We start from the raw sequence: 22,205 nt of genomic DNA, 5'->3' as shown, positions 1-22,205 counted from the left end.
CCCTCGCCGCCCAGGGCCTTCTGCCAGGAGAAGGTCACCACATCGAGCTTGGCCCAATCCAGGTCCTGCGCGAAGGCGGCGCTGGTGGCATCACCATCTGCGACGCCACCAGGTCCTGCGCGAAGGCGGCGCTGGTGGCGTCGCAGATCACGATGCCTTCGCGGTCGGCGGCGATGAAGTCGGCGTTGGGAACCCGGACGCCCGAGGTGGTGCCGTTCCAGGTGAAGACCAAGTCGGCGTCGGGCCGCACCTTGGTCAGGTCTGGCAGTTCGCCGTAGGGCGCGTCCAAAACCTCGGCCGGCAGCTTAAGCTGCTTGGTCACGTCGGTGACCCAGTCCTTGCCGAAGCTCTCGAAGGCCAGCAGCTGAACCGGCTTGGGGCCCAGCATCGACCACATGGCCATCTCGACGGCGCCGGTGTCGGAGCCGGCGACGATGCCGATCAGATAGTCGTCGGGAACCTCCAGCACCTGACGGGTGCGGTCGATCGCCTCCTGCAGGCGCGCCTTGCCGGGCTTAGACCGATGCGAGCGGCCAAGGACGGCGTTCTGGAGATTTTGGGGGTTCCACCCAGGGCGCTTAGCGCACGGGCCGGAAGAGAACTCGGGGCGAGCCGGACGCATTGCCGGCGTGGCGAGGGTCGTCATGTCGATGTCTCCCATCCTTACAGATGAGCAGCGCCCCGTTGGGGGGGCGTGGCCCGGCGCGGAGAAACGCCGGTTTGGGATTAAGGGCAAGTGAAAGTTTTCGATACGCGATGTGAGCGAAGCTGACAGCACGACCGCTTGGAGCCTGCGTCGGAGCGTGATCTCAAGGGCGGATGACAAGCCGTCCGCAACCGATCGACTGGCTGGTGATGGCCTTCCTGGTGATCGCCTGGGGCTCGGCCTTCGCCGCGCTGAAGATCGCGGTGGAGTACATTTCGCCCGTCTGGAACGCGGCCCTGCGACTATGGATCGCGGTGGCGACCCTGGCCGTGGTCCTGGCGATCCAGCGTCAGAAGCTGCCGCCCCTACGCGACCCGGCCTGGCGATTCTACGCGGTCATCGGGATGGTGGGCATGGCCGCGCCCTTCATCCTGTTCGCCTATGCCGCCCAGAGCCTGCCCTCGGCGGTGAACGCCATGTGCAACGGCGCCTCGCCGATCTTCACCGCCGCCCTGGCGCACGTCTTCATCGCCGGAGACCGCCTGACCCTGCAGCGCAGCGCCGGCGTCGGGCTGGGTTTCGTCGGCCTGGCCGTGCTGCTGGCGCCCAAGCTGATGGGTGGCTTGACCGTGGAGGCCGTGGCCATGATGGCCGCCTTGGGCGCCGCGGCGCTCTACGCGGTGGCGAATATCTTGACCAAGCAGGCGCCGGCCGTGGCGGCGACCGCCGGCGCCCTGATGATGTCCCTGTGGGGAGCGGCCTACGCCACGGCCGCGGCCCTGGTCACCGCGCCGCTGCCCGCCTGGCCGCCGCTGCCGGCGCTGATCGCAGTTGTCGCCCAGGGGATTTTCCCCGCGGGCCTCGCCACGATCGGCTGGGTGTTCCTGATCCAGCGTCGTGGGCCGTTGTTCGTGTCGCTGTCGATCTATCTGGCGCCGCTGTGGGCGACGGCGGTGGGCGTGACATTCCTGGGGGAGCGACCGAGCTGGATGGCGTTCATCGCTCTGGGCCTGATCCTGGGGGGGGTGGCGCTGGCGACACTGGAGCGCCAGCGACCGGAAACCTAGGACAAGGCCGCGGCCTTGGCCGCGCTACGGCGACGCCAGGCCACCAGGGTCCCGACCAGCAGACAGGTGAGGATCGCCAGGAAGACACCGTTGTTCACCACCGCATGCAGGTTGTCGTGCGGCTTCTTGGTGACGACGTAGAACGAGTGCAGGCAGAACTGCAGGGCCTGGAACATCAGAACCCCGCCCAGCCAAAGGCTGGCGTAGCGCACGGCGATAGCCAGCAGGCCGAGCGCGGTCAGGAAATCGAAGACCAGTTGCAGGGTGGGACGAATGTCGTCCGACAGGAAGCCCGTGGCTTCCCAGATGACCGCGAAGGTCAGGATCAGCGCCCCGCCGAAGCGTTCGGCGTCCCCGCCTTTCCAGACGGCGAGGCCACAGGTCAAGCCTGTGAGCGTCCAGAAGATGATGTTCAGAAACAGCATGTCGCGCCCCTAACTCACATTAGGGACGCGACACCAGTTAAACTATTGCAACCAAATCGGCCTTAGCCGACGTCGCGCATGACCGCCGGCTCGGACTTCGCGCCGAGGAAGGTCTTTTGTTCCCAGCCGTTCATCTTCACGCGAACGCCGAGGCGCAGCTTGGCTTCGGCCAGCTCGTGGTGAACCGCGACCATCGAGGAACGCGCTTCGCTGAGGGACTTGATCGCGTCCATCAGCTTCACTTGCACGTCGTCGGCGAAGACCAGCGACGCGTTGACGTCCTTACGGGCCTTCAGGAGATCCGCCATCAGTTCGGTAGCTTCGACCATGGCTTGGTCGACAGCCGCTTCCGTCGAGAACAGTTTGGTCGCGACGCGCTGCGCCACAAACGCCTTTTCCATGGGAGACCCCTTAGAGGAAATGAACTTACCAAGGATCAAGGTAAACCAGAGGTTAAGCTCCGTCTAATAGATTCACGTTCGGTTAACTATGTTTGGCCGCGACAACTGCGCGCACCGGTTGTGACTGTGTCGGAAAGGCAACACAATTTGCCCGATTCCCCTTGCAGGCGAGGCCTGAGCGGCGCTGTGGAAGCAAACCGTTAGGGGAAATCGCCTAGTTAAAACGCTCGATTGAACGCCGAGCGCCATGACCGACCAGCCTCGCAAGACCGGCACGGCCCATCACGCCACCTTCCATGCGCGTGTGGCGGGGGTGGCCCTGATCACCACCGTCGTGGTGCTGGTGGCCGCCTGCCTCACCTTCATGCTGCAGCAGTGGGCGGTCGCCCGCGAACAGACCCATCAGAGCTACGTCGCCTTGTCGGAGATCACGGCCAGCGCCGCGGCGCCGGCCATGGCGGCAAGGGATTCCGACGCCGCTCGCGCCTCGGTCGCCGCGCTTGCCCGGGCAGATCGGGTGATCGCCGCGCGCCTGCTCGACGCCAAGGGCCGCGCGGTGACCGACTATGCCCGCGCCGGCGGGACCGACGCGCTGGAAACCGAGGTCATCCGCACGCCGGTCAAGCACGGCGAGATCGTGGTCGGCGAACTGGTGATGACGGCCGAAACGCCGCGGCTTACCGACCTGCTCCCGCAGTTCGTCGCCCTGACTGGCGCGCTGTTCTTCGGCGGCGTCGGCGTGGCGCTGTTCCTGGCGCGCGGACTCGCCTCCAAGGTGATCGCGCCGGTCCAGAAACTGTCCGAGGCCATGCATGACGTGGCCAACAGCGGCAGCTTCGCGCGCGTTGAGGTTGAGGCCGACGACGCTCTTTTCCGCAGTTTGACCGACAGCTTTAACCACCTTCTGGCGAACCTGGACGAGCGCGAGCAGGCCCTGCAGCGCACCCTGCGCGAGCTGGTCGAGGCGCGCGACGCCGCCAACGCCGCCAACGTCCTGAAATCGCAGTTCCTGGCCAATATGAGCCACGAGATTCGCACGCCGCTGAACGGTGTCCTGGCGATGGCCGAGGTCATGTCCATGGGCGACCTCACCCAGGTTCAGCGCGAACGGCTGGACGTCATCCGCCAATCCGGCGGCCTTTTGCTGGCCGTGCTGAACGACGTGCTGGACCTGTCCAAGATCGAGGCAGGCAAGCTCACCCTGCTGGTCGACGACTTCGATCTGGAGGCCGCGATCTCCCCGACCCGAGAGAGCTTCGCCGTCATGGCGCAGCGCAAGGGTTTGACGTTGAAGGTCGACGTGACCGACGAGGCCCGCGGCGCCTGGCGCGGCGACGCCGATCGTATCCGTCAGGTGGTGGGCAACCTGCTCTCCAACGCCGTCAAGTTCACCCTGCAAGGCGAGGTCAGCGCAACCTTCGACATCGCCCCCGACAGCGGCGACCTGCGCCTGATCGTCCGCGACACCGGCGTCGGCATCGCCGCCGAGAAGCAGGCGGCTCTGTTCGAGAAGTTCACCCAAGCCGACAACTCCGCCACCCGCCGGTTCGGCGGCACGGGGCTGGGCCTGGCCATCTGCCGCGAGCTGACCCAGATGATGGGTGGCGTGATCTCGGTCGAGAGCCGCGAAGGCCGCGGCTCGGTGTTCACCGTCGAACTGCCCCTGGAGCGCGGCGTGGCCCCCGCCCAGCCGGCCGCCGTGGTCCAGGTCACGGCGGACGACGCCGAAGAAGGCTCGCTCCGCCTGCTGGCCGCCGAGGACAACCCGACCAACCAGCAGGTGCTGGCCGCGGTCATGGGCTCGCTCGGCATCGAGATCGACATCGTCGCCGACGGCAAGCTGGCCTTCGAGGCCTGGCGCGATGGCGGCTATGACCTAATCCTCATGGACATCCAGATGCCGGTGATGGACGGCATCGACTCGGCCCGCGCCATCCGCGCCACCGAGGCCGAGCATGGCCGCACGCGCACGCCCATCGTGGCGCTCACCGCCAACGCCCTGTCGCACCAGGTCGAGGAATACCTCGCCGCCGGCATGGACGGCCACGTGGCCAAGCCCATCGAGATCGCCAAGCTCTATGACGCCATCAGCCGGGCGCTCAGCGAAGCCGCGACGGTCGGCGCGCCGCAGGTCTCGGCCACCGCCGCCGCCTGACCGCGCCGGCGGCGCGGCCGCCGCTTCAACATGAACGTCAAACAACCGCGTCCTCAGATCGGGGTCAGGTACGCCGTGGCCTTATGGGGTCAACGTCGTCATCGGGACGATGTGGAGACCATTCCACGGTCGCCGCTCTGAACCAATCGCCACGCCGGTCGTTCCGACCGCCAGGCCAAACGAGCTCAGAGAGACGATACGAGCCCAAGGAGTTTTGTCATGAAGACCCGCACCCTTATCGCCGCCGCAGTTTCGGTTCTGGCCCTGTCGGCCGGCGCCGCCTCGGCCCAAGGCTGGACCTCGATCAACGAGCGCCAAGCCAACCTCGACGCTCGCATCGACGCCGGCGTCCGCTCGGGCGACCTGACCCGCGACGAAGCGCGCGAACTGCGCGGCGCGTTCGGCGAGGTGGCCCAACTGGAGTCGCGCTATCGCGTCGACGGCCTCTCGGCCTGGGAACGCACCGACCTTGAGCGCCGCTTCGACGCTCTGTCGGCCCGCATCCGCTACGACCGCAACGACAGTCAGGATCGTGGTGACCGCGGTGACCGCTGGGACAACTGGAACGCCCCGAACGGCGGCTGGATGAGCATCAACCAGCGCCAGGAACGACTCGATCGCCGGATCGACCAGGGCGTCCGGAGCGGCAAGCTCACCCGCCGTGAAGCCATGCGCCTGCGCACCGACTTCCAGGTCATCGCGCGACTTGAGAACCGCTACCGCGCCAACGGCCTGTCGGCTTGGGAGCGCAGCGATCTGGATCGCCGCTTCGACACCCTGTCGACGCGCATCCGCTGGGAGCGCAATGACCGCGACCAGTATGGCGATGGCTACGGCCAACGCCGCTAAGAGCTAGGCTGCCTGGCGACGGCTTCGTTGTCGGGCGGGAGAGCGGAAGGGGGACGGCTTCGCGGCCGTCCCTTTTTCGTGCGCGCTCAACGAACCGCGGTTTACGGGGGGTTAGCAGGTCCGAGCCCATTCTCCGGCAACCGACTTGGAAGGCCAAGATGGCGTCCGCCCACCTTTCACCCGATCTGCTGGAGGTCCTGGCCGCGCGTCGGTCGCAGGCGCGCTTCCGCGTCGGCGTGGCCGCCGCGATGCTGGCTGGCTTCGGGAGCACGGTCGGCTGGACCTTCGCCTTCGCGTGGTTCGCGGTCTATCTGAGCCTCCAGCTCGTGGAGCACCTGCTGCATCGCCGCCGCAGCGACTTGCCGGCCTGGGCGGGCCTGACCCTGTTGTCGGTCAACGCCATTGTCTTCGGCGGCTACGGCGCCATGGGACCGGTCACGGACGGCTCCTGGGGCCTGGCCTGCGGCGTGGTTCTGATGTGCGGCGGGTTGCTGAACACCGCCTTGACCAGCCAGAAGTCGCTCCAGGCCTTCGCGGCCAGCGCCTGGCCTTTCGCGGTCTACCTGGCCGCCATGCCCTTCGCCGCGCTGGCGGTCGGCGCCCAGCCGCATCACGCGGTGGCGCTCGCCATCGCCGCGGCCCTGATCGTCAGTTGCACCATCATGATCTGGCGTTCGGCGGCTCGCGCGCTGATCGCCGAGAGCGAGGCCCGCGCCCGCGCCGAGGCCGCGGACGCCGCCAAGTCGGCCTTCGTCGCCATGGTCAGCCACGAGCTGCGCACCCCCATCAGCGCCATCCTGGCCGGCGCCGCGGAGGCAGGCCGCGCCGAAGGGGCGACCAACAGGGCTTCGAACCTGGAACTGATCGGCTCCTCGGCGCGGATGATGCGCACCCTGTTGGACGACCTGCTCGACCTCTCCAAGATCGAGGCGGGCAAGATGGGCGTGGAGGTCACCCCCTTCGACCTGCGCCGACTGATGCTGGAAACCACTCGCTTCTGGGCGCCAGAGGCGCGGCGGCGCGGTCTGCGCTTCCGGCTGGAAGGCGCGCGCCTGGTTCCGGCCTGGGTCCAAGGCGACTCGACCCGCGTGCGCCAGGTGCTGAACAACCTGCTGTCCAACGCACTGAAGTTCACCAACACGGGTTCGGTCACGCTGAAGTTCGGCGCCGCGACCTATGGCGGCCCCGCGACGCTGTCGGTGATCGACACCGGCCCTGGAATGAACGCCGATCAGGTCGGACGCCTGTTTACGCCCTATGGTCAGGCCAGCGACAGCGTGGCGCGCACCCATGGCGGCACTGGGTTGGGACTGAATATCAGCCGTGAGCTCGCGCGCCTGATGGGCGGGGACCTGCGGGTGAAGAGCGCGCCTGGCGAGGGCGCCGCCTTTCATCTCACCATCCCGCTGCCGGTCGTCTCGGCGCCGACCCCTGAGATCGACAACACCCAGGATCGCGAGGGTCTGCGTCTTTTGATCGTGGACGATCACGAGGTGAACCGGCGCGCCTTCACCTTGATCCTGCAAGGCGCCTGCGTCGAGATCGCCGTGGCCCACGACGGCGTCGAGGCTCTGGAGCAGCTGGCCGCCCAGCCCTTCGACCTCGTGCTGATGGACCTGAACATGCCCCGCATAGGCGGGATGGAGGCGGTGCGGAGGCTGCGCGCCGAGCCCGGCCCCAATCGCGGCGCCCCGGTCATCGCCCTAACCGCCTCGGTTTCACCCAAGGAGATGGCCGCCTGCAAGGCCGTCGGCATGAACGCCTTCGTCATGAAGCCGGTGGAAGCGCGCGAACTGTTCGCGGCCATCGAGTCGGTGCTGGGCGAAACCGCCGCGCCGGTCGCCCTGACCGCCTGAGGGTCGCCATGCCGCATGAGACCCGCACGCCGGACGGCTATGTGCTGAGCGACGAGGCGGCGCGCTTCGATCGTGAGCGGGCCCATGGCTGGATCGCAGGCGAGACCTACTGGGCGCCCGGCATTCCCAAGGCCCTGTTCGACAAGTCCCTGGACAACAGCCTGGTGCTCGGGGCCTACGCGCCGGACGGCGCCATGGTCGCCATGGCCCGGGTGGTCACTGATCGGGCGACCTTCGGCTGGATCTGCGACGTCTTCGTCAGCGAAGCCCATCGCGGCAAGAGACTGGGCAAGGCCATGATGGCCTATCTCAGGGATCATCCGGACATGCAGGGCGTCCGCCGCCTGCACCTGGCGACCCGCTACGCTCACGGGCTCTACGCCCAGTACGGATTTGTCCCGCTGACTGCTCCCGACAACTGGATGGAGATCCGCGGGCGCGGGTATCTCTAGGCCTCGATCTTCAACTCCGGCCACCGGGCTTGCGCCGCTTGCGCGGTGCGCACGAAGCCGTTGGTCCGCCGCGTGGGGTTGGGCCGCAGGCGCAGGGCGAAGATGTCATCCAGTCCGAAGGGCGCGACGATGGTCATGCGGCCGTCCGGCTCCAGCCGCGCGCCAACCGCGAAGGTCGTGCTGGTGAAGCGTTCCAGGGCCTCGGCGCTGGCGGCCAGCGGCGCGTAGGGTTCGCCGAACTTGCCCTCGAACCACAGGTGGACGCGGGCCTGGTTGCGGACCTCGACCATCTCGCGCAAGGGCGGCTCGAAGGCGGCGGCCACCCGCTTGATGACCAGGTCCTCGGCCTCGTAGCTGGTGTCGGGATCGAAATAGGCCAGATCGTAGTCCTTGATCCCGTAGTCTGGGTCCCGGCCGGTCAGGTGGTTCACCGCCCGCTGGTAGATGGCGCCGGAGAACAGCAGCCAATCCGGCAGGTCGAGCCTCCTCGCCGTTTCCATCACCGTCATCAGGCTGGGCGCGGCGCGCAGGATCTCCTCAAGGCGCGTGGCCAGGTCGCGGCTCATCGCGCTTCTCTCAGCGGCCAGCCATGATCCAACGGCCCGTGCCCGGCGCCGAAGCCCGGGGCCCGGCGCATGGCCTCGTGCACATAGGCCCAGGCCCGCGCCACGGCCTCGGTGAGGCTCATCCCCTGGGCCAGGCCCGCCGCGCAGGCCGAGGCCAGGGTACAGCCGGTGCCGTGAGTGTGGCGGGTCTCGATCCGCTCGCCTTCAAAGGTGGTTTCGCCGTCCGAGGTCATCAGCACATCGACCACGGTCGCGCCGTCGATATGGCCGCCCTTCATCAGCACCGCCCGGGCGCCGAGCTTCAGCAGCACCTCTCCCGCCCGCCGCAGATCGTCGGTGGTCGTAACCGTCAGGCCGGTCAGGGCCTCGGCCTCCGGCGCGTTCGGCGTCAGCAAGCCGGCGCGTGGAACCATCAAGGCCCTGACGGCGGAGATCGCCTCGGACGCCAGCAGACTGGCCCCGCCCTTGGCCACCATGACCGGGTCGATCACCGCCGGGACGCCGCCCGCGTGCGCGAGGATGGCCGCCACCGCCTCGACCATGGCCACGTCGCCCAACATTCCGGTCTTGATCGCATCGGCGCCGATATCGTCCAGCACCGCGCGCGCCTGGGCCTCGACAACGTCAACCGGGATTGGGTGGACACCGGTGACGCCCAGCGTGTTCTGCACCGTCACGGCGGTGATCGCGGTGGCCGCGTAGCCGCCCAAGGCCGTGACGGTCTTGATGTCGGCCTGGATCCCCGCCCCACCACCGGAGTCGGATCCAGCGATGATCAGCACGCGGCCTTTGTTCTCGGACATGTCCTGCACCTAGCGTGGCCGGGGGCGAATTGCATCGGGATATGCGCGTCATCCACACTCCAATCTATATGCGTTGACAGTTATATTTCTTAATAAGAATATATCGGCATGAGCCCGTTCGAAGCCCTGGCCGAACCCAATCGCCGCCGTCTGCTCGACCTGCTCCGGGCCGGCGAGCGTCCGGCCGGAGAGCTGGTGGCGGCCATGGACCTCAGCCAACCCGGGGTCTCCAAGCACCTGAAGGCCCTTCGCGAGGCTGGCCTAGTCAGCGTCCGGGCCGACGGCCAGCAACGCATCTACCGGCTGGAGGCGCGTAGGCTCGCCGACCTCGACGCCTGGCTGAAACCCTACCGCCATTTCTGGGCCGACCACCTCGACGCCCTTGAAGGGCACCTGGAGCGCGACCAATGAACGACGACCGCATGGGAACCGTGACCCGCACCGGCGACACCTATGAGGTCGTGTTCGAGCGGCGTATCGACAAGCCAGTCGAGAAGGTCTGGGCGGCGATCACCGTGCCCGAACGGATCGCTGACTGGCTAGCCGAGGCCGAGGTGGACCTCCGGGTCGGCGGCCACTATCGGCTGCGCTTCCCAGGCGGCTATGGAACGAACGGGGTCATCACCGCCCTGCAGCCGTCCCGCCTGCTGGAATATACTTGGCCTGACCCCGAGCATCCGCAGTCGGTGGTGCGCATCGCCCTGGAGCCCGACGGTGAGGGCTGCCGCCTCACCCTCATCCAGACGGCCCTCTCCCGGAAGGTCGCCAGCGGCGTAGTGGGGGGCTGGCACACGCATCTGGAGGGCATCGCCGGCGCGGCGGACGGCGCGCGGACAGCCTGGACCCAGGCCCGCGAGGACGAGCTGCTGGAACTCTACAAGGACCAGCTTCCGCTCTGAGCGCGCCCTGCTAACCTGCGCCCATGACAGACAGGATCGCACTCGTCACCGGCGCGGGCTCGGGGATCGGACGCGCCGCGGCGCTGGGGTTGCTGGACGCCGGCTGGAAGGTGGTTCTCGCCGGCCGTCGGGCCGAACAGCTCGAGGCTACCTCGGCTCACGCCCCGGACCGCACCCTGGTCGTTCCCACCGACATCTCGGACGAAGGCCAGGTCGACGCCCTCTTCGCCGCGACGCAGGCCGCCCACGGCCGCCTGGACCTGTTGTTCAACAACGCCGGCGCTGGGGCGGGCGGGCGGCTGGAAGACCTCTCTCTCGAGGCCTGGAAGCGGGTGGTCGACGTGAACCTGACCGGCGCCTTCCTCTGCACGCGGGGGGCGTTCCGTATAATGAAGGGCCAGGACCCGCGCGGCGGCCGGATCATCAACAACGGCTCGATCTCGGCCCATGTCCCCAGGCCCTATTCAGTGGCCTATACCGCCACCAAGCACGCCATCACCGGGCTGACGCGCTCGGCGTCCCTGGATGGGCGGGCCTACGATATCGCCTGCGGCCAGATCGACATCGGCAACGCCGCCACCGAGATGACCGCCGCCATGGCCAAGGGCGTGCCCCAGGCCGATGGGACCTTCGCCCCCGAGCCGATGATGGACGTCCAGGCCGTGGCCGACGCGGTGGTCTACATGGCGGGTCTGCCGCTCAGCGCCAACGTCCAGTTCATGACGGTGATGGCCACCAAGATGCCGTTCATCGGGCGCGGCTGAAGATGACGGACGCCAGGGCGGAGCGGGCCGAGGCCTTCCGCGACTACTACGCCCTGCAGCTTCGCTTCGCCGAAGCTGTCGCCGAGCGCGGCGGCCAACCGCTTGGCGAAGCCGCGCGACGTTTCACCAACCTCCACCGTCGCCTCGCCCTGGGCAATGTGACCGAGGAGCCGCCCGGTCCGGGATGGCTGCGTTTCGCTGAACGACTTGAGGCCCTGCCGCGCGGGCAAGCCCGTCTTGACTGGACGATGGCCGAACTGGCCGCGGCCCCCGATGAGCCAGGCCATGCAAGCCAGATCCAGTTTGGCTGCTTCAGCTATGAGCCGCCAAAGGAAGGCGTGGTCCGCATCCACTTCAGCAATCGCGACAGCGCCGACGGCGCGGGACCGCTCGCCCAGGCCAAGACCCTGGCCCGGCGCTCCGAGCTCACCCGGATGTTCGCCCACCTGAAGCGGCTGCATCCGGAGGCCAAGACGATCGCCGGCGCCTCATGGCTCTATCACACACAGGCCTATCGCCGGCTGTTCCCGGCCGACTACGCCGCATCCCGCACGGAAGCCGGGGAGGTGCGGCTGAACGGGACGTCGAGCTGGGGTCAGTTCCTGACGCACTCCGGGGCCGTGAAGCCCGCCTTGCGCGACGCCTTCCTGGCGAACCTTGACCGCCTCGACCCAGACGCGCCGTGGCTGATCTTCCCCTTGCGCCCCCTGCTGACGAATGCGCCCGCCGAGACCTTCTACGCCTTCTACGAGGTCTGACCGCGCGCCGCGGCGATGGCCGCCTGGACCTTCAGCGCCTGAACCGTCGCCGCGACGTCGTGCACCCGAACCACGGCCACGCCGGCGGCCACACCGGCCAGGGCCGCGGCCAGCGAGCCCGGCAGCCGTGCGCTCGCCGGCTCAGCGGCGGGCTCCAAGGCCGCGATGAAGCGCTTACGGCTGACCCCGAGCAGGACCGGAAACCCCAGCGCGACGACGGCGTCGAGGTGGGCCAGCAGGGCCAGGTTGTGCTCCAGCCGCTTGCCGAAGCCGATCCCAGGATCGAGCCATATCTTCTCGCGCGACACGCCGGCGGCCATGGCTGTCTCGGAACGCTCCGTCAGGAACGCTGTCACCTCGGCCGTCACGTCGTCATAGCGGGGATTGGCCTGCATCGTGCCGGGCCGTCCCTGCATGTGCATCAGCACCACCTCGCAGCCCAGCTCGGCGGCCACAGCCGGCGCTTCGGGCGAGAAGGAAAGCGCCGTCACGTCGTTCCAGATGTCGGCGCCCGCCCCGACGGCCGCGCGCGCGACGTCGGGCTTCATGGTGTCGACCGAGATCGCGATATCGCTCTGCGCGCGGACCGCCTCGATCAGGGGGACTAGTCGAGCGATCTCGTCGTCGGCCGAGACAGGCTCCGCGCCGGGGCGGGTCGATTCCGCTCCGACGTCGAGGATGTCGGCGCCCTCACGGATCATCGCGAGCGCTCCGGCCAGGGCCGCATCAGGCGCCAGGAACCGGCCGCCGTCCGAGAAGCTGTCGGGGGTAAGGTTGACCACCCCCATGATCCTCGCCATCGCGCGCGCCTCAAATGAAAACGCCCTCCCGATACAGGATCGGGAGGGCGTGGAGAATGGTGGAGCCTTGCCGCGTCAGGCCGGTTCGGGGCGCGGGGAGATCGGGACCGAGACCGAAGGACCGGTCGGCCGCTTCATATCGGCGTCCTCGCGGTTGGGCGCGACGCCCTTCAGCACATTGATGATCTCGTCGCCGCTCAAGGTCTCGTATTCCAGCAGCGCCTTGGCCAGGGTGTGCAGCTCATCCAGCTTTTCCGTGAGGATGCGGCGGGCTTCGTCGAAGCCGCCCTGGACGAGGCGCTTGACCTCCTGGTCGATCAGCTTGGCGGTCTCTTCCGAGATGTTCTGAGTGCGCGACACCGAGTGGCCGAGGAAGACCTCGTCCTGGTTCTCGCCGTAGGACACCACGCCCAGCTTCTCCGAGAAGCCCCACTTGGTGACCATGGCCTTGGCCAGGCGAGTGGCCTGGTCGATGTCGGACGAGGCGCCCGAGGTGATCTTGTCCTTGCCGAAGATCAGCTCCTCGGCCATCCGGCCGCCCATCAGGATGGTCAGGCGCGAGGTCATCTGCTCGTAGGACATGGAGAGCTGGTCGCGCTCCGGAAGCTGCATGACCATGCCCAGGGCCCGGCCGCGCGGGATGATCGTGGCCTTGTGCACCGGATCGGTGGCCGGAACATTGAGAGCCAGCAGGGCGTGGCCGCCCTCGTGATAGGCGGTGAGGCGCTTTTCCTCGTCGGTCATGGCCATGGACTTGCGCTCGGCGCCCATCATGACGCGGTCCTTGGCGTCCTCGAAGTCGCGCTGGGTGACCATGCGGCGGTTCTTCCGCGCGGCCATCAGGGCGGCTTCGTTGACCAGGTTGGCCAGGTCGGCGCCGGAGAAGCCCGGGGTGCCGCGAGCGACGGTCTTCACTTCCACGTCGGCGGCCAGGGGCACGTTCTTCATGTGGACGCGCAGGATACGTTCACGGCCGCCGATGTCGGGGTTCGACACCACGACCTGACGGTCGAAGCGGCCCGGACGCAGCAGGGCGGGGTCCAGGACGTCGGGACGGTTGGTCGAGGCGATGACGATGATGGCTTCCGACGGATCGAAGCCATCCATCTCGACCAGCAGCTGGTTGAGGGTCTGCTCGCGTTCGTCGTTGCCGCCGCCCAGGCCCGCGCCACGATGGCGGCCCACGGCGTCGATTTCGTCGATGAAGATGATGCAGGGGCTGTTCTTCTTGGCCTGCTCGAACATGTCGCGCACCCGGCTGGCGCCGACGCCGACGAACATTTCCACGAAGTCCGAACCCGAGATGTAGAAGAACGGCACGCCCGCCTCGCCCGCGACGGCGCGGCCCAGCAGGGTCTTGCCGGTGCCGGGAGGGCCGACCATCAGCGCGCCCTTGGGGATCTTGCCGCCCAGGCGCTGAAACTTCGAGGGGTCCTTCAGGAAGTCGACGATCTCCGACAGCTCTTCCTTGGCCTCGTCCACGCCGGCCACGTCATCGAAGGTGATGCGGTTCTTGTTCTCCGTCATCATCTTGGCCTTGGACTTGCCAAAGCCCATGGCGCCGCGAGCCCCGCCCTGCATCTGGCGCATGAAGAAAATCCAGACCCCGATCAGCAGCAGGATCGGCAGGCTGTTGAGCAGCAGGCCCATCAGGCCGCCGCCAGCCGATTTCACTTCGATGTCCGCGCCCTGGGCTTCCAGGCGCTTGACCAGCTCTTCCTGATTGCTGGGCGTCAAGGCCGTGAAGGACTTCCCGGCCCCGTCCTTGATCTCGACGGCGGCGCCGCGAAGCGTCGCGGACTTCACCTCGCCGGAGCTCACCTTGGACAGGAGCTGGGAGTAGGAAATCTGGCCAGCAGCGCCCGCGGCCTGCGAGCCGCCGGTCATCATGCTGTAGAGGCCGATCAGGACGACGACGATAACGCCCCAGATGGCGAGGTTACGTAGGTTCATGTCGCGCCTTCGAAAAGTGTCTCACTTGCCCAAGATAGGTGGGCGGACGCCGAAACTCCAGCAAGGCCCGTGCCGCGCGACCGAACATCGCGGTTCGGTGAACACATTATGCGCCAGGACAGGCTCCGAAGAAGCAAAAAGGCCGCGCGGAACCCGCACGGCCTTATAAAGCTTAGCCTTTGAAGGAAGTCCTACCGGGTAGGGGGCTTCTTCGGCGCGGCGATCAGCCCTTCGCGCTGAGCGCGCTTGCGGGCCAGCTTGCGGGCGCGACGAACGGCTTCCGCCTTCTGACGGGCGCGCTTCTCGCTGGGCTTCTCATAATGCACGTGCCGCTTCATTTCGCGGAACGAGCCTTCGCGCTGCATCTTCTTCTTCAGCGCCTTGAGGGCCTGATCGACGTTGTTGTCGCGAACGAAAATCTGAACCAGAGGTCTCTCTCCTATTACCCGTTCCCGCTCGGCCAATCCTGGGGTCAGGCGGCGGCGAACGGACAAAAGCCTTGTGACCCGCAGGCTAGGAGCCTTCGAGTTGAGGGCGGGCAGATAGCAGAAGCCCAATCGGATGTCCACGGCGGACAGGCGCAAAAAGGACCGCTAAAAGAAGCCATGGCGAACCAAGACGGCTGGGCTGAGACAACCGAGCAACAGGTGCTGGACGCGGCGCTCACGCGTGTCGTGACCCAGGGCTTCACCTGGCCCACGGTGCGGGCGGCGGGCCTCGACTGCGGCCTGTCGGCGCCCGAGACCGAACTTCTGCTGCCTCACGGGCCCGACGACCTCGCGGCCTTGCTGGCGCGGCGACATGATTCCGTGGCCCTGGCCGCCCTGCCCGATCCGACCGGATTGAAGATCCGCGCCAGGATTCGCGCCGCGGTCGAAGCGCGTCTGGACGCCGCGGCGCTGGACGAGGCGGCGGTGCGCAGATGGGCCGGCTACCTGTCCTTGCCCCATCATCTGCCGCTGGCGACGCGCCTGCTGTGGGATAGCGCCGACAAGCTGTGGCGCTGGGCCGGCGACACGGCGACGGACGAGAACCACTATTCCAAGCGCGCGATCCTGGCCGGCATCCTGGCCTCGGCCCTGGCCATCCGGCTGTCGGGCGGCAAGGACGAGGCCATGGCCTTCGTCGACGCGCGCATCGAGAACGTGATGGCCTTCGAGACCTGGAAGGCCGGGCTGAAACCCGGCGACCTGCTGAAGGACCTGGCCGGAGCGCTGGCGAGGCTCCGCTACGGCTAGGCCTTGGGCAGCAGCCCGAGCTGGCGACCGATCACCTTGTCAAACACCCGCGTGGGCAGCACCTCGCCCATGAAGTTGCGGAACGGGTCGGGGGTGACGGTGTAGCGCGGCTTGGGCTTGGCCAGGGTCAGCGCCTTGGCCACCGCCTCGCCAATGACCTCCGGCGGCAGGCCGCTCGCGCCCAGCCCGTGCATGTAGGCGTAGACCTTCTGCAGAGCCGGATAGAATGGCGTGTCGCGGTAGGGAAGGATGTCTTCGTCCTTGGCCTTGCCCCAGATCGGTGTGGCCACCGCGCCCGGGGCGATGACGATCACGTCGACGCCCAACAGCAGAAGTTCCCGCCGCAAGGCCAACGACAAGCCTTCCACCGCGAATTTCGAAGCGTTGTAGGGTCCCACGAACGGCGTCGCCGTGCGCCCGCCCACCGAGCTGATATTGACGATCCGGCCAGGCTTTCCGATGCGGCCTTCGCCCGTCGACAACAGCGGTCCGAAGGCCTGGGTCACGGTGACGACCCCGGTCAGGTTGACCTCGATCTGATGCCGGAACTCGGCGATCGGCAGGTTCATCAACGGGCCCGCCACCGCCATGCCGGCATTGTTGACCAGACCGGCCAGGGTCTCCCCGTCGAGAGCTTCGACGACCGTGGCCACGGAAGCGCGAACAGCGGCCTCGTCGGTGACATCAAAGACCAGCGGGACATAGTGCTCGCCGAACTCCTGGCGCAGGCGATCGGCGTCGGCCTGCTTGCGGACGCTGCCGAACACCCGGAAGCCTTGGGCGATCAGCACCTTCGTGACGCCCCAGCCTATGCCGGTCGAGACGCCCGTGACGACGACGCTCTTCATGTCCGCAATCCCAGCTGTTCGATGCGCGCGAGTTGATCAACGGCCAGCGGTCCGGCCGCCTCCGCCGCCAGCGCCTGTTGGAGTTCGTCCCGGTTCTTGACCCCCAGGACCAGGGTGTCGACGCCGGGCAGGCCCAGAGCATAGCGATGGGCGACGACCGCAGGAACCTCGCCCCAGTCGCGGCACAGCGCCCGAAAGGGCGCGGCGCGCTCATAGTCCTTGGCGTCCGGGTTGTTGGGCGAGACAGCGCGGTCGAGGGCCGAAGTCAGCGCCCCGGCCTGTACGGCTCGGATGCCCATGACGCCCACGCCCCGCGCAGTGGCCGCGGCGAGGATGGTGCGGGGATCGGCCGGCTCGGCGAAGCGCCGGATGCCGCCGGCGGAGTCCAGCAGATTGGTGATCACCTGGGCGACCGCTGGTCTCGGCTGTTGTTCCAGGGCCGCCAGGACCGACTGCGGCACGCCGATGCCGGTGATCCCCCAGGCGCCGATCCGGCCCTGAGCTGTCAGCCGCTCGAAGGCTGGGACCACCTCATCCACATAGGTCGACCAACGGGTGGAGAACGCGTCGCGCCGCGCGTCGCCATGGGCGTAGGCGTAGCCGTCCGGCGCGATGCTGGAGTGCAGGAAGAAGACGTCGATCCGCTCCAGCCGCATGGCCGCCAATGTCGCCGCTAGCGAGGCTTCCAGCCGCGCGGCCGTTTCTCCGACCGGCGGCGAGCCCAAGGCGCACTTGGTCGTGAACCTCACGTGAGGCGGCGGCGCGCCTTGAAAGGTCTCGCCGACGACCGCCTCGCAGTTGAGATACATGGGCGCGGTGTCGATCAGGTCGATCCCGGCCTCGACCGCGGCCTTGAGCGTGGCGACCGCTTCGTCACGGTCGGTCAGGCCCCAGGCCTGGCCGATGCCGCCCCCGCCGAGGGTCAGGCGGCTGACCGCGCCAAGCGAACCGAGCGCATTGGACTTCACGAGGCGATCCTCCAACGATATATTCCGACGATCGGAATATCCGCCTTTCGGAATTCCTGTCAAGGCGACAGCCGCGGTCGCGGCGGCTAGGCTCCAGATCGATGACTCGCAGCTCCCCGGTCGACGATGCGCAGGCCAAGGCCCTCACGGCCGCCGTCGGCGCCTTGATGCGCCAGTTCAAGCTCGAGCCGGGGCTGCTGGCCGGCAGCGCCTATGCCGACCTGCACATCAACGATGTCGCCCTGCTCTCGATGCTGGCCGAGCCCGGAGACTGGACCGTGCGCGGCCTGGCCCAGACCCTGGGCGCGCCCGACTCCACAGTCTCCTCGGCCCTGGACCGTCTGGAAAAACGCGGTCTGGTGGCCCGCCGGCGCCGGACCAGCGACCGTCGCGTGATGCGGGTCGAGCTGACGCCGGACGGCCAGGCGCTGGCCGAACGCCTTCGGACCGGCCAACTCGACAATTCTCGCAGCATGCTGGCGCGGCTGACGCCGGAAGATCGCGCCCACCTGGTGCGTCTGATGGCCGCCGTGGCGCAGGGGGACGAAGACTGATGCCGATCGCCAAGGCCAATGGCCTGAATCTCTATTTCGAACGCGCCGGCGACGGCGCTCGGCTGCTGTTCATCTCCGGCACCGGCGGCGACCTGCGCAACAAGCCCAACCAGTTCGACGGCCCGCTCGCCAAGACCTTCGACCTGCTCTCCTACGACCAGCGGGGCCTGGGTCAATCCGACAAGCCGGACATACGCTACGCCATGGCCGACTATGCCGATGACGCCGCCGCGCTGATGACGCATGTCGGCTGGGAGACCGCCCATGTGGTGGGGGTTTCCTTCGGCGGCATGGTGGCCCAGGAACTGGCCCTGCGTCATCCCGGACGGGTCGACCGTCTGGTCTTGGCCTGCACCTCCCCGGGCGGCGCTGGCGGCGCTTCCTATCCCTTCCACGAGATCGAACATCTGAGCGGCGAGGCGCGCGCCAGGCATCTGATCCCGATCTCGGACACCCGCCGCGACGCCGCCTGGGCCGCCGGCCACACCGAGACCTACGCCCAGCTCGTGGCCATGGGCTCGGCCGATCCTTTCGGCGACGAACCCGGGCGCAAACAGGGCGCCCATCGCCAGCTCGAGGCGCGCAGAGACCACGACACCTGGGACCGGCTTGGCGACATCACCGCCCCGACTTTGATCGCGGCTGGCCGCTATGACGGTGTGGCCTTGCCCCAAGCGCAGGAGAACATGGCCGCCCGCATTCCGAACGCGACGCTCAAGTTCTTCGAGGGCGGCCACCTGTTCATGATGCAGGACCGCACGGCGGTCGCCGCGATGGTGGAGTTCCTGAAGGCCTAGAGCGCGTGCAACACGGCCGCCACGGCCGCGGCCACCTGGGTCACGTCGTAGGGTTTGCGGATGATGGGCGCGTCGAAACCCAGAGGCGCGCCGGCGGAGTCGCCGTAGCCCGTGGCGAAGACGAAGGGGATTCCGCGGGCCGCCAGGGCCTCGGCCACCGGTGTAACCGACAGGCCATTCAGATTGGCGTCGAGAACGGCGGCGTCGATCTGCTGGTCCAGCAAGGCCATGGCCTCGGAGAGTTCGTAGGCGGGCCCGATAACCTCGGCCCCCGCGTCCGCCAGACCGGTCTCCAGCTCCAGGGCCAGCAGCACCGCATCCTCCACGATCAGCACGCGCGCGCCGGTCAGGTCGGTGGGGCCGGTGGGGTGGGAGACCGTCTCGACCGCCTGGCGCACCGGCGCCTCGGGCACCTGCTCCGGACGCTCGACCACCGCCGCGGCGCTGGCGCGCAGCCGCACCCGCACGCCGCCGCGCCGGTACTCGACTTCGGTCTCGCCATTCAGCTCGCGGCCGGTGACCTGGGCCAGCAGGGTGGACCCGAACCCCTTGCGGATCGGCGGCGTCACCGACGGGCCGCCGCTCTCGGTCCAGAACAGTTCGAATCCGCCGTCGGCGATACGCGACCAACGCAGGTCCACGCGGCCGGTCTCGGTCGACAGGGCCCCGAACTTCACCGCATTGGTGGCCAGTTCATGCAGGGCCAGCGAAAGCGCGTTGGCGGCGCGCGGGGTCAGGAACAGTTCCGGCCCGTCCCACCGCGTCTGATGCGGCGCGAGGCCGCCCAGCTCGGCGGCGGCCAGATGGCCGATGGCCGCGCCCCGCCAGCGCGCCGCAGTCAAAAGTTCGTTGGCCGAGCCCATGGCCTTCAACCGTCCGGCGAAGGTGGCCAGGAAACTGTCGAGGGACGTGGTGCGCTTGGCGGTCTGGAAGGCCAGGGCCTGGACCGTGGCCAGCACGTTCTTCACGCGGTGGTCCAGCTCGGACATCAAGGTCCGGCGCCGTTCTTCCTCCAGATGCCGGTCGCTGACGTCCTGCACGACGCCGCAGACCTTGATCGCGCGACCGTCGGCGTCGCGCACCAGGAGACCCGACGAGCGCATCCAGACCGTACGGCCATCGTCGTCGCGGATGCGGCGATACTCGGTCTCGAACCGTCCGGTCGCGCGCATGGATTCTTCCATGGTTCTGCGCGTGGATTCGCGATCTTCGGGGTGCAGCCCGCTGTAGAGCAGCTCGCCGCCGCCCGCCGGCCAGTCACCTACCGGGAGACCCGTGACCGCCGCCATCCGCGCGCTGACGCAGAAGATGTCGCGCACCAGATCCCACTCGTACTCGCCCAGGCGCGCCGATTGTAGCGCCAGTTCCAGGCGGTCCCTGTCAAGATTGGTTTCGGAGGCGGTCGTCGCCATGACGGCACCTTAAAGCCGGGATCGATGGGAAGCGACAGGAACCAACGGTTGCATCCAACCTTTTGATGAAGGTCCGCCTGGCGGCTTCCGCCGAACGTCGGAACCGCCTAATATGTGCGGCGTTTGGGCTGTGACGCCTCAGCGCACTCAAGGTCTTCTTGAGGCCTGCCGAATATCTGGAGAGCACCCTCATGGGCACGAACGCCATCGATCACGCCGTCGACGAAGCCCGCGCCGCGAGCAATTCCGTCACCGACACCGCTTCCAAGCTGTCGGCCGAGGCCCAGCGCAGCTTCAACGACGCGGCGAAGCGCTTCGAAAAAGTCGTCGCCGAAGGCTTGGAGCAGGTTCGCGCCCAATCGCGCACCTATGCCGACAACGCCGGCCAGCACATCGACGAAGCCCAGCGCTACGTCGTCGAGCGCGTCAAGGAACGCCCGCTCATCGCCGCGGGCGCCGCCCTGGGCGCTGGCCTGCTGATCGGTCTCCTGCTGGCCAGCGGCCGCAAGCGTTGATCCTGAAGAAAGCGGCCTATTACGCCGTCGCCGTCGCCGCGCTCGCCGCGGCGGCGGTCGTTTGCGTGGTCGCCCTGGCCATGGCGCTGCACGCGGCGGTCGAACCCTCGGTCGGTCCGGCGTGGGCCGCCGTGATCGTCGCCGGCGCCGCGGTGGTCCTCATGGGCCTGCTGTCGGCGTTCCTGCTGATCCGCGCCAACCCGCCCAAGGCGCTGCACGCCGTCGGCCAGGAGAAAGACCTGACCTCGCGCATGTTCGAACTGGCCCGTGACAAGCCATGGGTGGCCGCCGGCGTGGTGGTCGCCGCGGCGGCCGTGGCGCTGAAGAACCCGAAGATCACCGCCGCCGTCCTCTCGGCGGTCATGGCCGGGCGCGCCTCCAAGAAGTAGCGAACCAATCGCGCCGCGAGGGGTTTCCCAGGAGACAGCGGGCCGGCGCCCGCGCTTCCCCAGGATATCCCATGTTCCAGCTCCCGCCCCTGCCCTACGATCACGCCGCCCTGGAGCCGGTGATCGGTCGCGCGACCATGCATCTGCATCACGAAAAGCATCATCAGAAGTACGTCGACACGACGAACGAGCTTCTCACCGAGGCGAAGGCCGATTTCACCAGCCTGGAGGACGTCGTCCGCCGGGCGGCGAGCGACGCGGCGCAGAAAAAGCTGTTCAACAACGCCGCTCAGCTTTGGAATCACACCTTCTTCTGGACCTGCATGACCCCCAAGGGTCAGGCTCCGGCCGTCGATCTCGCCAAGGCGATCGACCGCGATTTCGGCGGCATGGCGGATCTCAAGGCCAAGTTCGTCGAACTGGGTGCGGGCCATTTCGGGTCCGGCTGGGTCTGGCTGGCGGCGGACGGCGAGACCCTGAAGTTGGTCGACACCCATGACGGCGATGACCTGCTGACCCACAAGGGGCTGACGCCGCTGCTGGTCTGCGACCTCTGGGAACACGCCTACTACCTGGACCACAAGAACGACCGGAAGGCCTTCCTCGAGGCCTGGTTCGACGCCCTGCCGAGCTGGGCCTTCGCCGCTGATCAGTACGCCGCCGCGTTGGGCGAGGGCGAAATCTGGCGACATCCGGAACCGATTGCGTCTTCGGGAACGGGAGTCGCCAAGACGCGTTCGGACCTGGGACGATAATTCGGAGGATCGACTATGCTAGGTTGGGCTTTGACTTTCTTGGTGGTCGCTCTGATCGCCGGTGTTCTTGGGTTCACGTCGATCGCGGGTGGCGCCATGGCCATCGCGAAGATCTTGTTCTTCGTGTTCCTGGTGTTGTTCGTGGTTTCGCTTGTCATGCACCTGGTTCGAGGGCGCGGCGCGCTCTAGACGCCATTCGACGAACTGCCTAGCGCCCGCCTTCCCCCGGAAGGCGGGCGTTCTACTGCCTGCGGTCCAGCGACCAGGTCCGGGTCGTTTCGAAGTGCGAACGCGTCCACGCCTGGGCCTTGACGTGAATTTCCCGCGCGTCGACC

At 67.9% G+C, this 22,205-nt stretch carries 26 protein-coding genes and 1 pseudogene; 16 read left to right on the top strand and 11 right to left on the bottom strand.

The features are described 5' to 3' along the window. A pseudogene (locus RMO04_RS04505) lies at window positions 1-646 on the bottom strand (phosphoserine aminotransferase); the annotation flags it as partial. Between the two features lie 173 nt (window positions 647-819). On the opposite strand from RMO04_RS04505, the gene RMO04_RS04500 reads away from it, so the two are divergent. After that, window positions 820-1,713: a DMT family transporter gene (locus RMO04_RS04500; protein ID WP_309643598.1), complete on the top strand. Its 894-nt coding sequence runs from the start codon at window positions 820-822 to the stop codon at window positions 1,711-1,713. On the opposite strand, the gene RMO04_RS04495 is transcribed toward RMO04_RS04500, so the two are convergent. Together RMO04_RS04495 and RMO04_RS04490 are read right to left on the bottom strand one after the other, a co-directional pair. Continuing rightward, on the bottom strand, window positions 1,710-2,138 hold the full coding sequence (locus RMO04_RS04495; protein WP_309643597.1) for a hypothetical protein: 429 nt from the start codon (window positions 2,136-2,138) through the stop codon (window positions 1,710-1,712). The genes RMO04_RS04500 and RMO04_RS04495 overlap by 4 nt on opposite strands. A 62-nt stretch (window positions 2,139-2,200) precedes the next feature. Then, window positions 2,201-2,524 (bottom strand): hypothetical protein, encoded by a 324-nt coding sequence (locus RMO04_RS04490; protein ID WP_309643596.1) that lies wholly within the window; start codon window positions 2,522-2,524, stop codon window positions 2,201-2,203. A 262-nt stretch (window positions 2,525-2,786) separates the two neighbouring features. Here RMO04_RS04490 and RMO04_RS04485 point away from each other — a divergent pair, with 262 nt between their 5' ends. From RMO04_RS04485 to RMO04_RS04470, 4 genes are all read left to right on the top strand, one after another. Then, window positions 2,787-4,694 (top strand): ATP-binding protein, encoded by a 1,908-nt coding sequence (locus RMO04_RS04485; RefSeq protein ID WP_309643595.1) that lies wholly within the window; start codon window positions 2,787-2,789, stop codon window positions 4,692-4,694. A gap of 219 nt (window positions 4,695-4,913) precedes the next feature. Then, on the top strand, window positions 4,914-5,543 hold the full coding sequence (locus RMO04_RS21155) for a hypothetical protein (RefSeq protein ID WP_405041462.1): 630 nt from the start codon (window positions 4,914-4,916) through the stop codon (window positions 5,541-5,543). Window positions 5,544-5,701: 158 nt separating this feature from the next. Next, complete coding sequence (locus tag RMO04_RS04475; RefSeq protein WP_309643594.1) at window positions 5,702-7,399, top strand: ATP-binding protein; 1,698 nt, start codon at window positions 5,702-5,704, stop codon at window positions 7,397-7,399. An 8-nt stretch (window positions 7,400-7,407) separates the two neighbouring features. Continuing rightward, on the top strand, window positions 7,408-7,851 hold the full coding sequence (locus RMO04_RS04470) for a GNAT family N-acetyltransferase (RefSeq protein ID WP_309643593.1): 444 nt from the start codon (window positions 7,408-7,410) through the stop codon (window positions 7,849-7,851). Here the strand turns inward: RMO04_RS04470 and RMO04_RS04465 are convergent. Then, window positions 7,848-8,417 (bottom strand): nucleotidyltransferase family protein, encoded by a 570-nt coding sequence (locus RMO04_RS04465; RefSeq protein WP_309643592.1) that lies wholly within the window; start codon window positions 8,415-8,417, stop codon window positions 7,848-7,850. The two genes, RMO04_RS04470 and RMO04_RS04465, sit on opposite strands and share 4 nt — an antisense overlap. Then, a complete protein-coding gene (gene thiD / locus RMO04_RS04460; RefSeq protein WP_309643591.1) occupies window positions 8,414-9,220 on the bottom strand; it encodes a bifunctional hydroxymethylpyrimidine kinase/phosphomethylpyrimidine kinase in 807 nt (268 codons plus the stop codon). The genes RMO04_RS04465 and thiD overlap by 4 nt, the downstream gene beginning before the upstream one ends. Window positions 9,221-9,328: 108 nt before the next feature. On the opposite strand from thiD, the gene RMO04_RS04455 reads away from it, so the two are divergent. The 4 genes from RMO04_RS04455 to RMO04_RS04440 are packed head-to-tail and all read left to right on the top strand — an operon-like array spanning window position 9,329 to window position 11,641. Further along, complete coding sequence (locus tag RMO04_RS04455) at window positions 9,329-9,631, top strand: metalloregulator ArsR/SmtB family transcription factor (protein WP_309643590.1); 303 nt, start codon at window positions 9,329-9,331, stop codon at window positions 9,629-9,631. Beyond that, window positions 9,628-10,119 (top strand): SRPBCC family protein, encoded by a 492-nt coding sequence (locus RMO04_RS04450; RefSeq protein WP_309643589.1) that lies wholly within the window; start codon window positions 9,628-9,630, stop codon window positions 10,117-10,119. The genes RMO04_RS04455 and RMO04_RS04450 overlap by 4 nt, the downstream gene beginning before the upstream one ends. A 23-nt stretch (window positions 10,120-10,142) precedes the next feature. After that, window positions 10,143-10,883 carry an SDR family oxidoreductase gene (locus tag RMO04_RS04445; RefSeq protein ID WP_309643588.1) on the top strand — a complete coding sequence of 247 codons (741 nt, stop codon included), beginning with the start codon at window positions 10,143-10,145 and terminating at the stop codon, window positions 10,881-10,883. A gap of 2 nt (window positions 10,884-10,885) precedes the next feature. Further along, window positions 10,886-11,641, top strand: a complete 756-nt coding sequence (locus RMO04_RS04440) for a hypothetical protein (RefSeq protein ID WP_309643587.1) — start codon at window positions 10,886-10,888, stop codon at window positions 11,639-11,641. Here the strand turns inward: RMO04_RS04440 and folP are convergent. From folP to rpsU, 3 genes are all read right to left on the bottom strand, one after another. Next, a complete protein-coding gene (folP, locus tag RMO04_RS04435) occupies window positions 11,629-12,441 on the bottom strand; it encodes a dihydropteroate synthase (RefSeq protein ID WP_309643586.1) in 813 nt (270 codons plus the stop codon). The genes RMO04_RS04440 and folP overlap by 13 nt on opposite strands. A gap of 75 nt (window positions 12,442-12,516) precedes the next feature. Continuing rightward, window positions 12,517-14,394 carry an ATP-dependent zinc metalloprotease FtsH gene (gene ftsH / locus RMO04_RS04430; RefSeq protein ID WP_309643585.1) on the bottom strand — a complete coding sequence of 626 codons (1,878 nt, stop codon included), beginning with the start codon at window positions 14,392-14,394 and terminating at the stop codon, window positions 12,517-12,519. Between the two features lie 191 nt (window positions 14,395-14,585). Next, window positions 14,586-14,822, bottom strand: coding sequence for a 30S ribosomal protein S21 (gene rpsU / locus RMO04_RS04425; protein WP_309643599.1), 237 nt, complete (start codon window positions 14,820-14,822; stop codon window positions 14,586-14,588). A 177-nt stretch (window positions 14,823-14,999) separates the two neighbouring features. On the opposite strand from rpsU, the gene RMO04_RS04420 reads away from it, so the two are divergent. Beyond that, window positions 15,000-15,632, top strand: a complete 633-nt coding sequence (locus RMO04_RS04420) for a COQ9 family protein (protein WP_309643584.1) — start codon at window positions 15,000-15,002, stop codon at window positions 15,630-15,632. Here RMO04_RS04420 and RMO04_RS04415 read toward each other — a convergent pair. Both RMO04_RS04415 and RMO04_RS04410 read right to left on the bottom strand, forming a co-directional pair. Then, window positions 15,629-16,480, bottom strand: a complete 852-nt coding sequence (locus RMO04_RS04415; RefSeq protein WP_309643583.1) for an SDR family NAD(P)-dependent oxidoreductase — start codon at window positions 16,478-16,480, stop codon at window positions 15,629-15,631. The genes RMO04_RS04420 and RMO04_RS04415 overlap by 4 nt on opposite strands. Beyond that, window positions 16,477-17,448, bottom strand: coding sequence for an aldo/keto reductase (locus tag RMO04_RS04410; protein WP_309643582.1), 972 nt, complete (start codon window positions 17,446-17,448; stop codon window positions 16,477-16,479). The genes RMO04_RS04415 and RMO04_RS04410 overlap by 4 nt, the downstream gene beginning before the upstream one ends. Before the next feature lie 101 nt (window positions 17,449-17,549). Here RMO04_RS04410 and RMO04_RS04405 point away from each other — a divergent pair, with 101 nt between their 5' ends. Together RMO04_RS04405 and RMO04_RS04400 are read left to right on the top strand one after the other, a co-directional pair. Further along, window positions 17,550-18,002 carry a MarR family transcriptional regulator gene (locus tag RMO04_RS04405; RefSeq protein ID WP_309643581.1) on the top strand — a complete coding sequence of 151 codons (453 nt, stop codon included), beginning with the start codon at window positions 17,550-17,552 and terminating at the stop codon, window positions 18,000-18,002. Then, window positions 18,002-18,799, top strand: a complete 798-nt coding sequence (locus RMO04_RS04400; RefSeq protein WP_309643580.1) for an alpha/beta hydrolase — start codon at window positions 18,002-18,004, stop codon at window positions 18,797-18,799. Before RMO04_RS04405 ends, RMO04_RS04400 begins: the two co-directional genes overlap by 1 nt. On the opposite strand, the gene RMO04_RS04395 is transcribed toward RMO04_RS04400, so the two are convergent. Then, window positions 18,796-20,211, bottom strand: coding sequence for an HWE histidine kinase domain-containing protein (locus RMO04_RS04395; protein ID WP_309643579.1), 1,416 nt, complete (start codon window positions 20,209-20,211; stop codon window positions 18,796-18,798). The genes RMO04_RS04400 and RMO04_RS04395 overlap by 4 nt on opposite strands. Window positions 20,212-20,402: 191 nt before the next feature. Here RMO04_RS04395 and RMO04_RS04390 point away from each other — a divergent pair, with 191 nt between their 5' ends. From RMO04_RS04390 to RMO04_RS04375, 4 genes are all read left to right on the top strand, one after another. After that, the gene (locus tag RMO04_RS04390) at window positions 20,403-20,726 is read left to right on the top strand and encodes a glycine zipper domain-containing protein (protein WP_309643578.1); all 324 of its coding nucleotides are present in this window, start codon (window positions 20,403-20,405) and stop codon (window positions 20,724-20,726) included. Next, window positions 20,723-21,115 (top strand): hypothetical protein, encoded by a 393-nt coding sequence (locus RMO04_RS04385; protein WP_309643577.1) that lies wholly within the window; start codon window positions 20,723-20,725, stop codon window positions 21,113-21,115. Before RMO04_RS04390 ends, RMO04_RS04385 begins: the two co-directional genes overlap by 4 nt. A 71-nt stretch (window positions 21,116-21,186) precedes the next feature. After that, entirely contained in the window at window positions 21,187-21,870 is a 684-nt protein-coding gene (locus RMO04_RS04380; protein WP_309643576.1) for a superoxide dismutase, read from the top strand. Window positions 21,871-21,885: 15 nt separating this feature from the next. Further along, complete coding sequence (locus tag RMO04_RS04375) at window positions 21,886-22,059, top strand: DUF1328 domain-containing protein (protein ID WP_309643575.1); 174 nt, start codon at window positions 21,886-21,888, stop codon at window positions 22,057-22,059. The last annotated feature ends 146 nt before the right edge of the window (window positions 22,060-22,205 follow it).

This window comes from Phenylobacterium sp. (assembly GCF_031412415.1).
In the GTDB taxonomy this organism is placed as follows: Bacteria; Pseudomonadota; Alphaproteobacteria; order Caulobacterales; family Caulobacteraceae; genus Phenylobacterium.
Note: the sequence above shows the minus strand (reverse complement) of the source record. Positions and strands in the feature narration are given on the sequence as shown.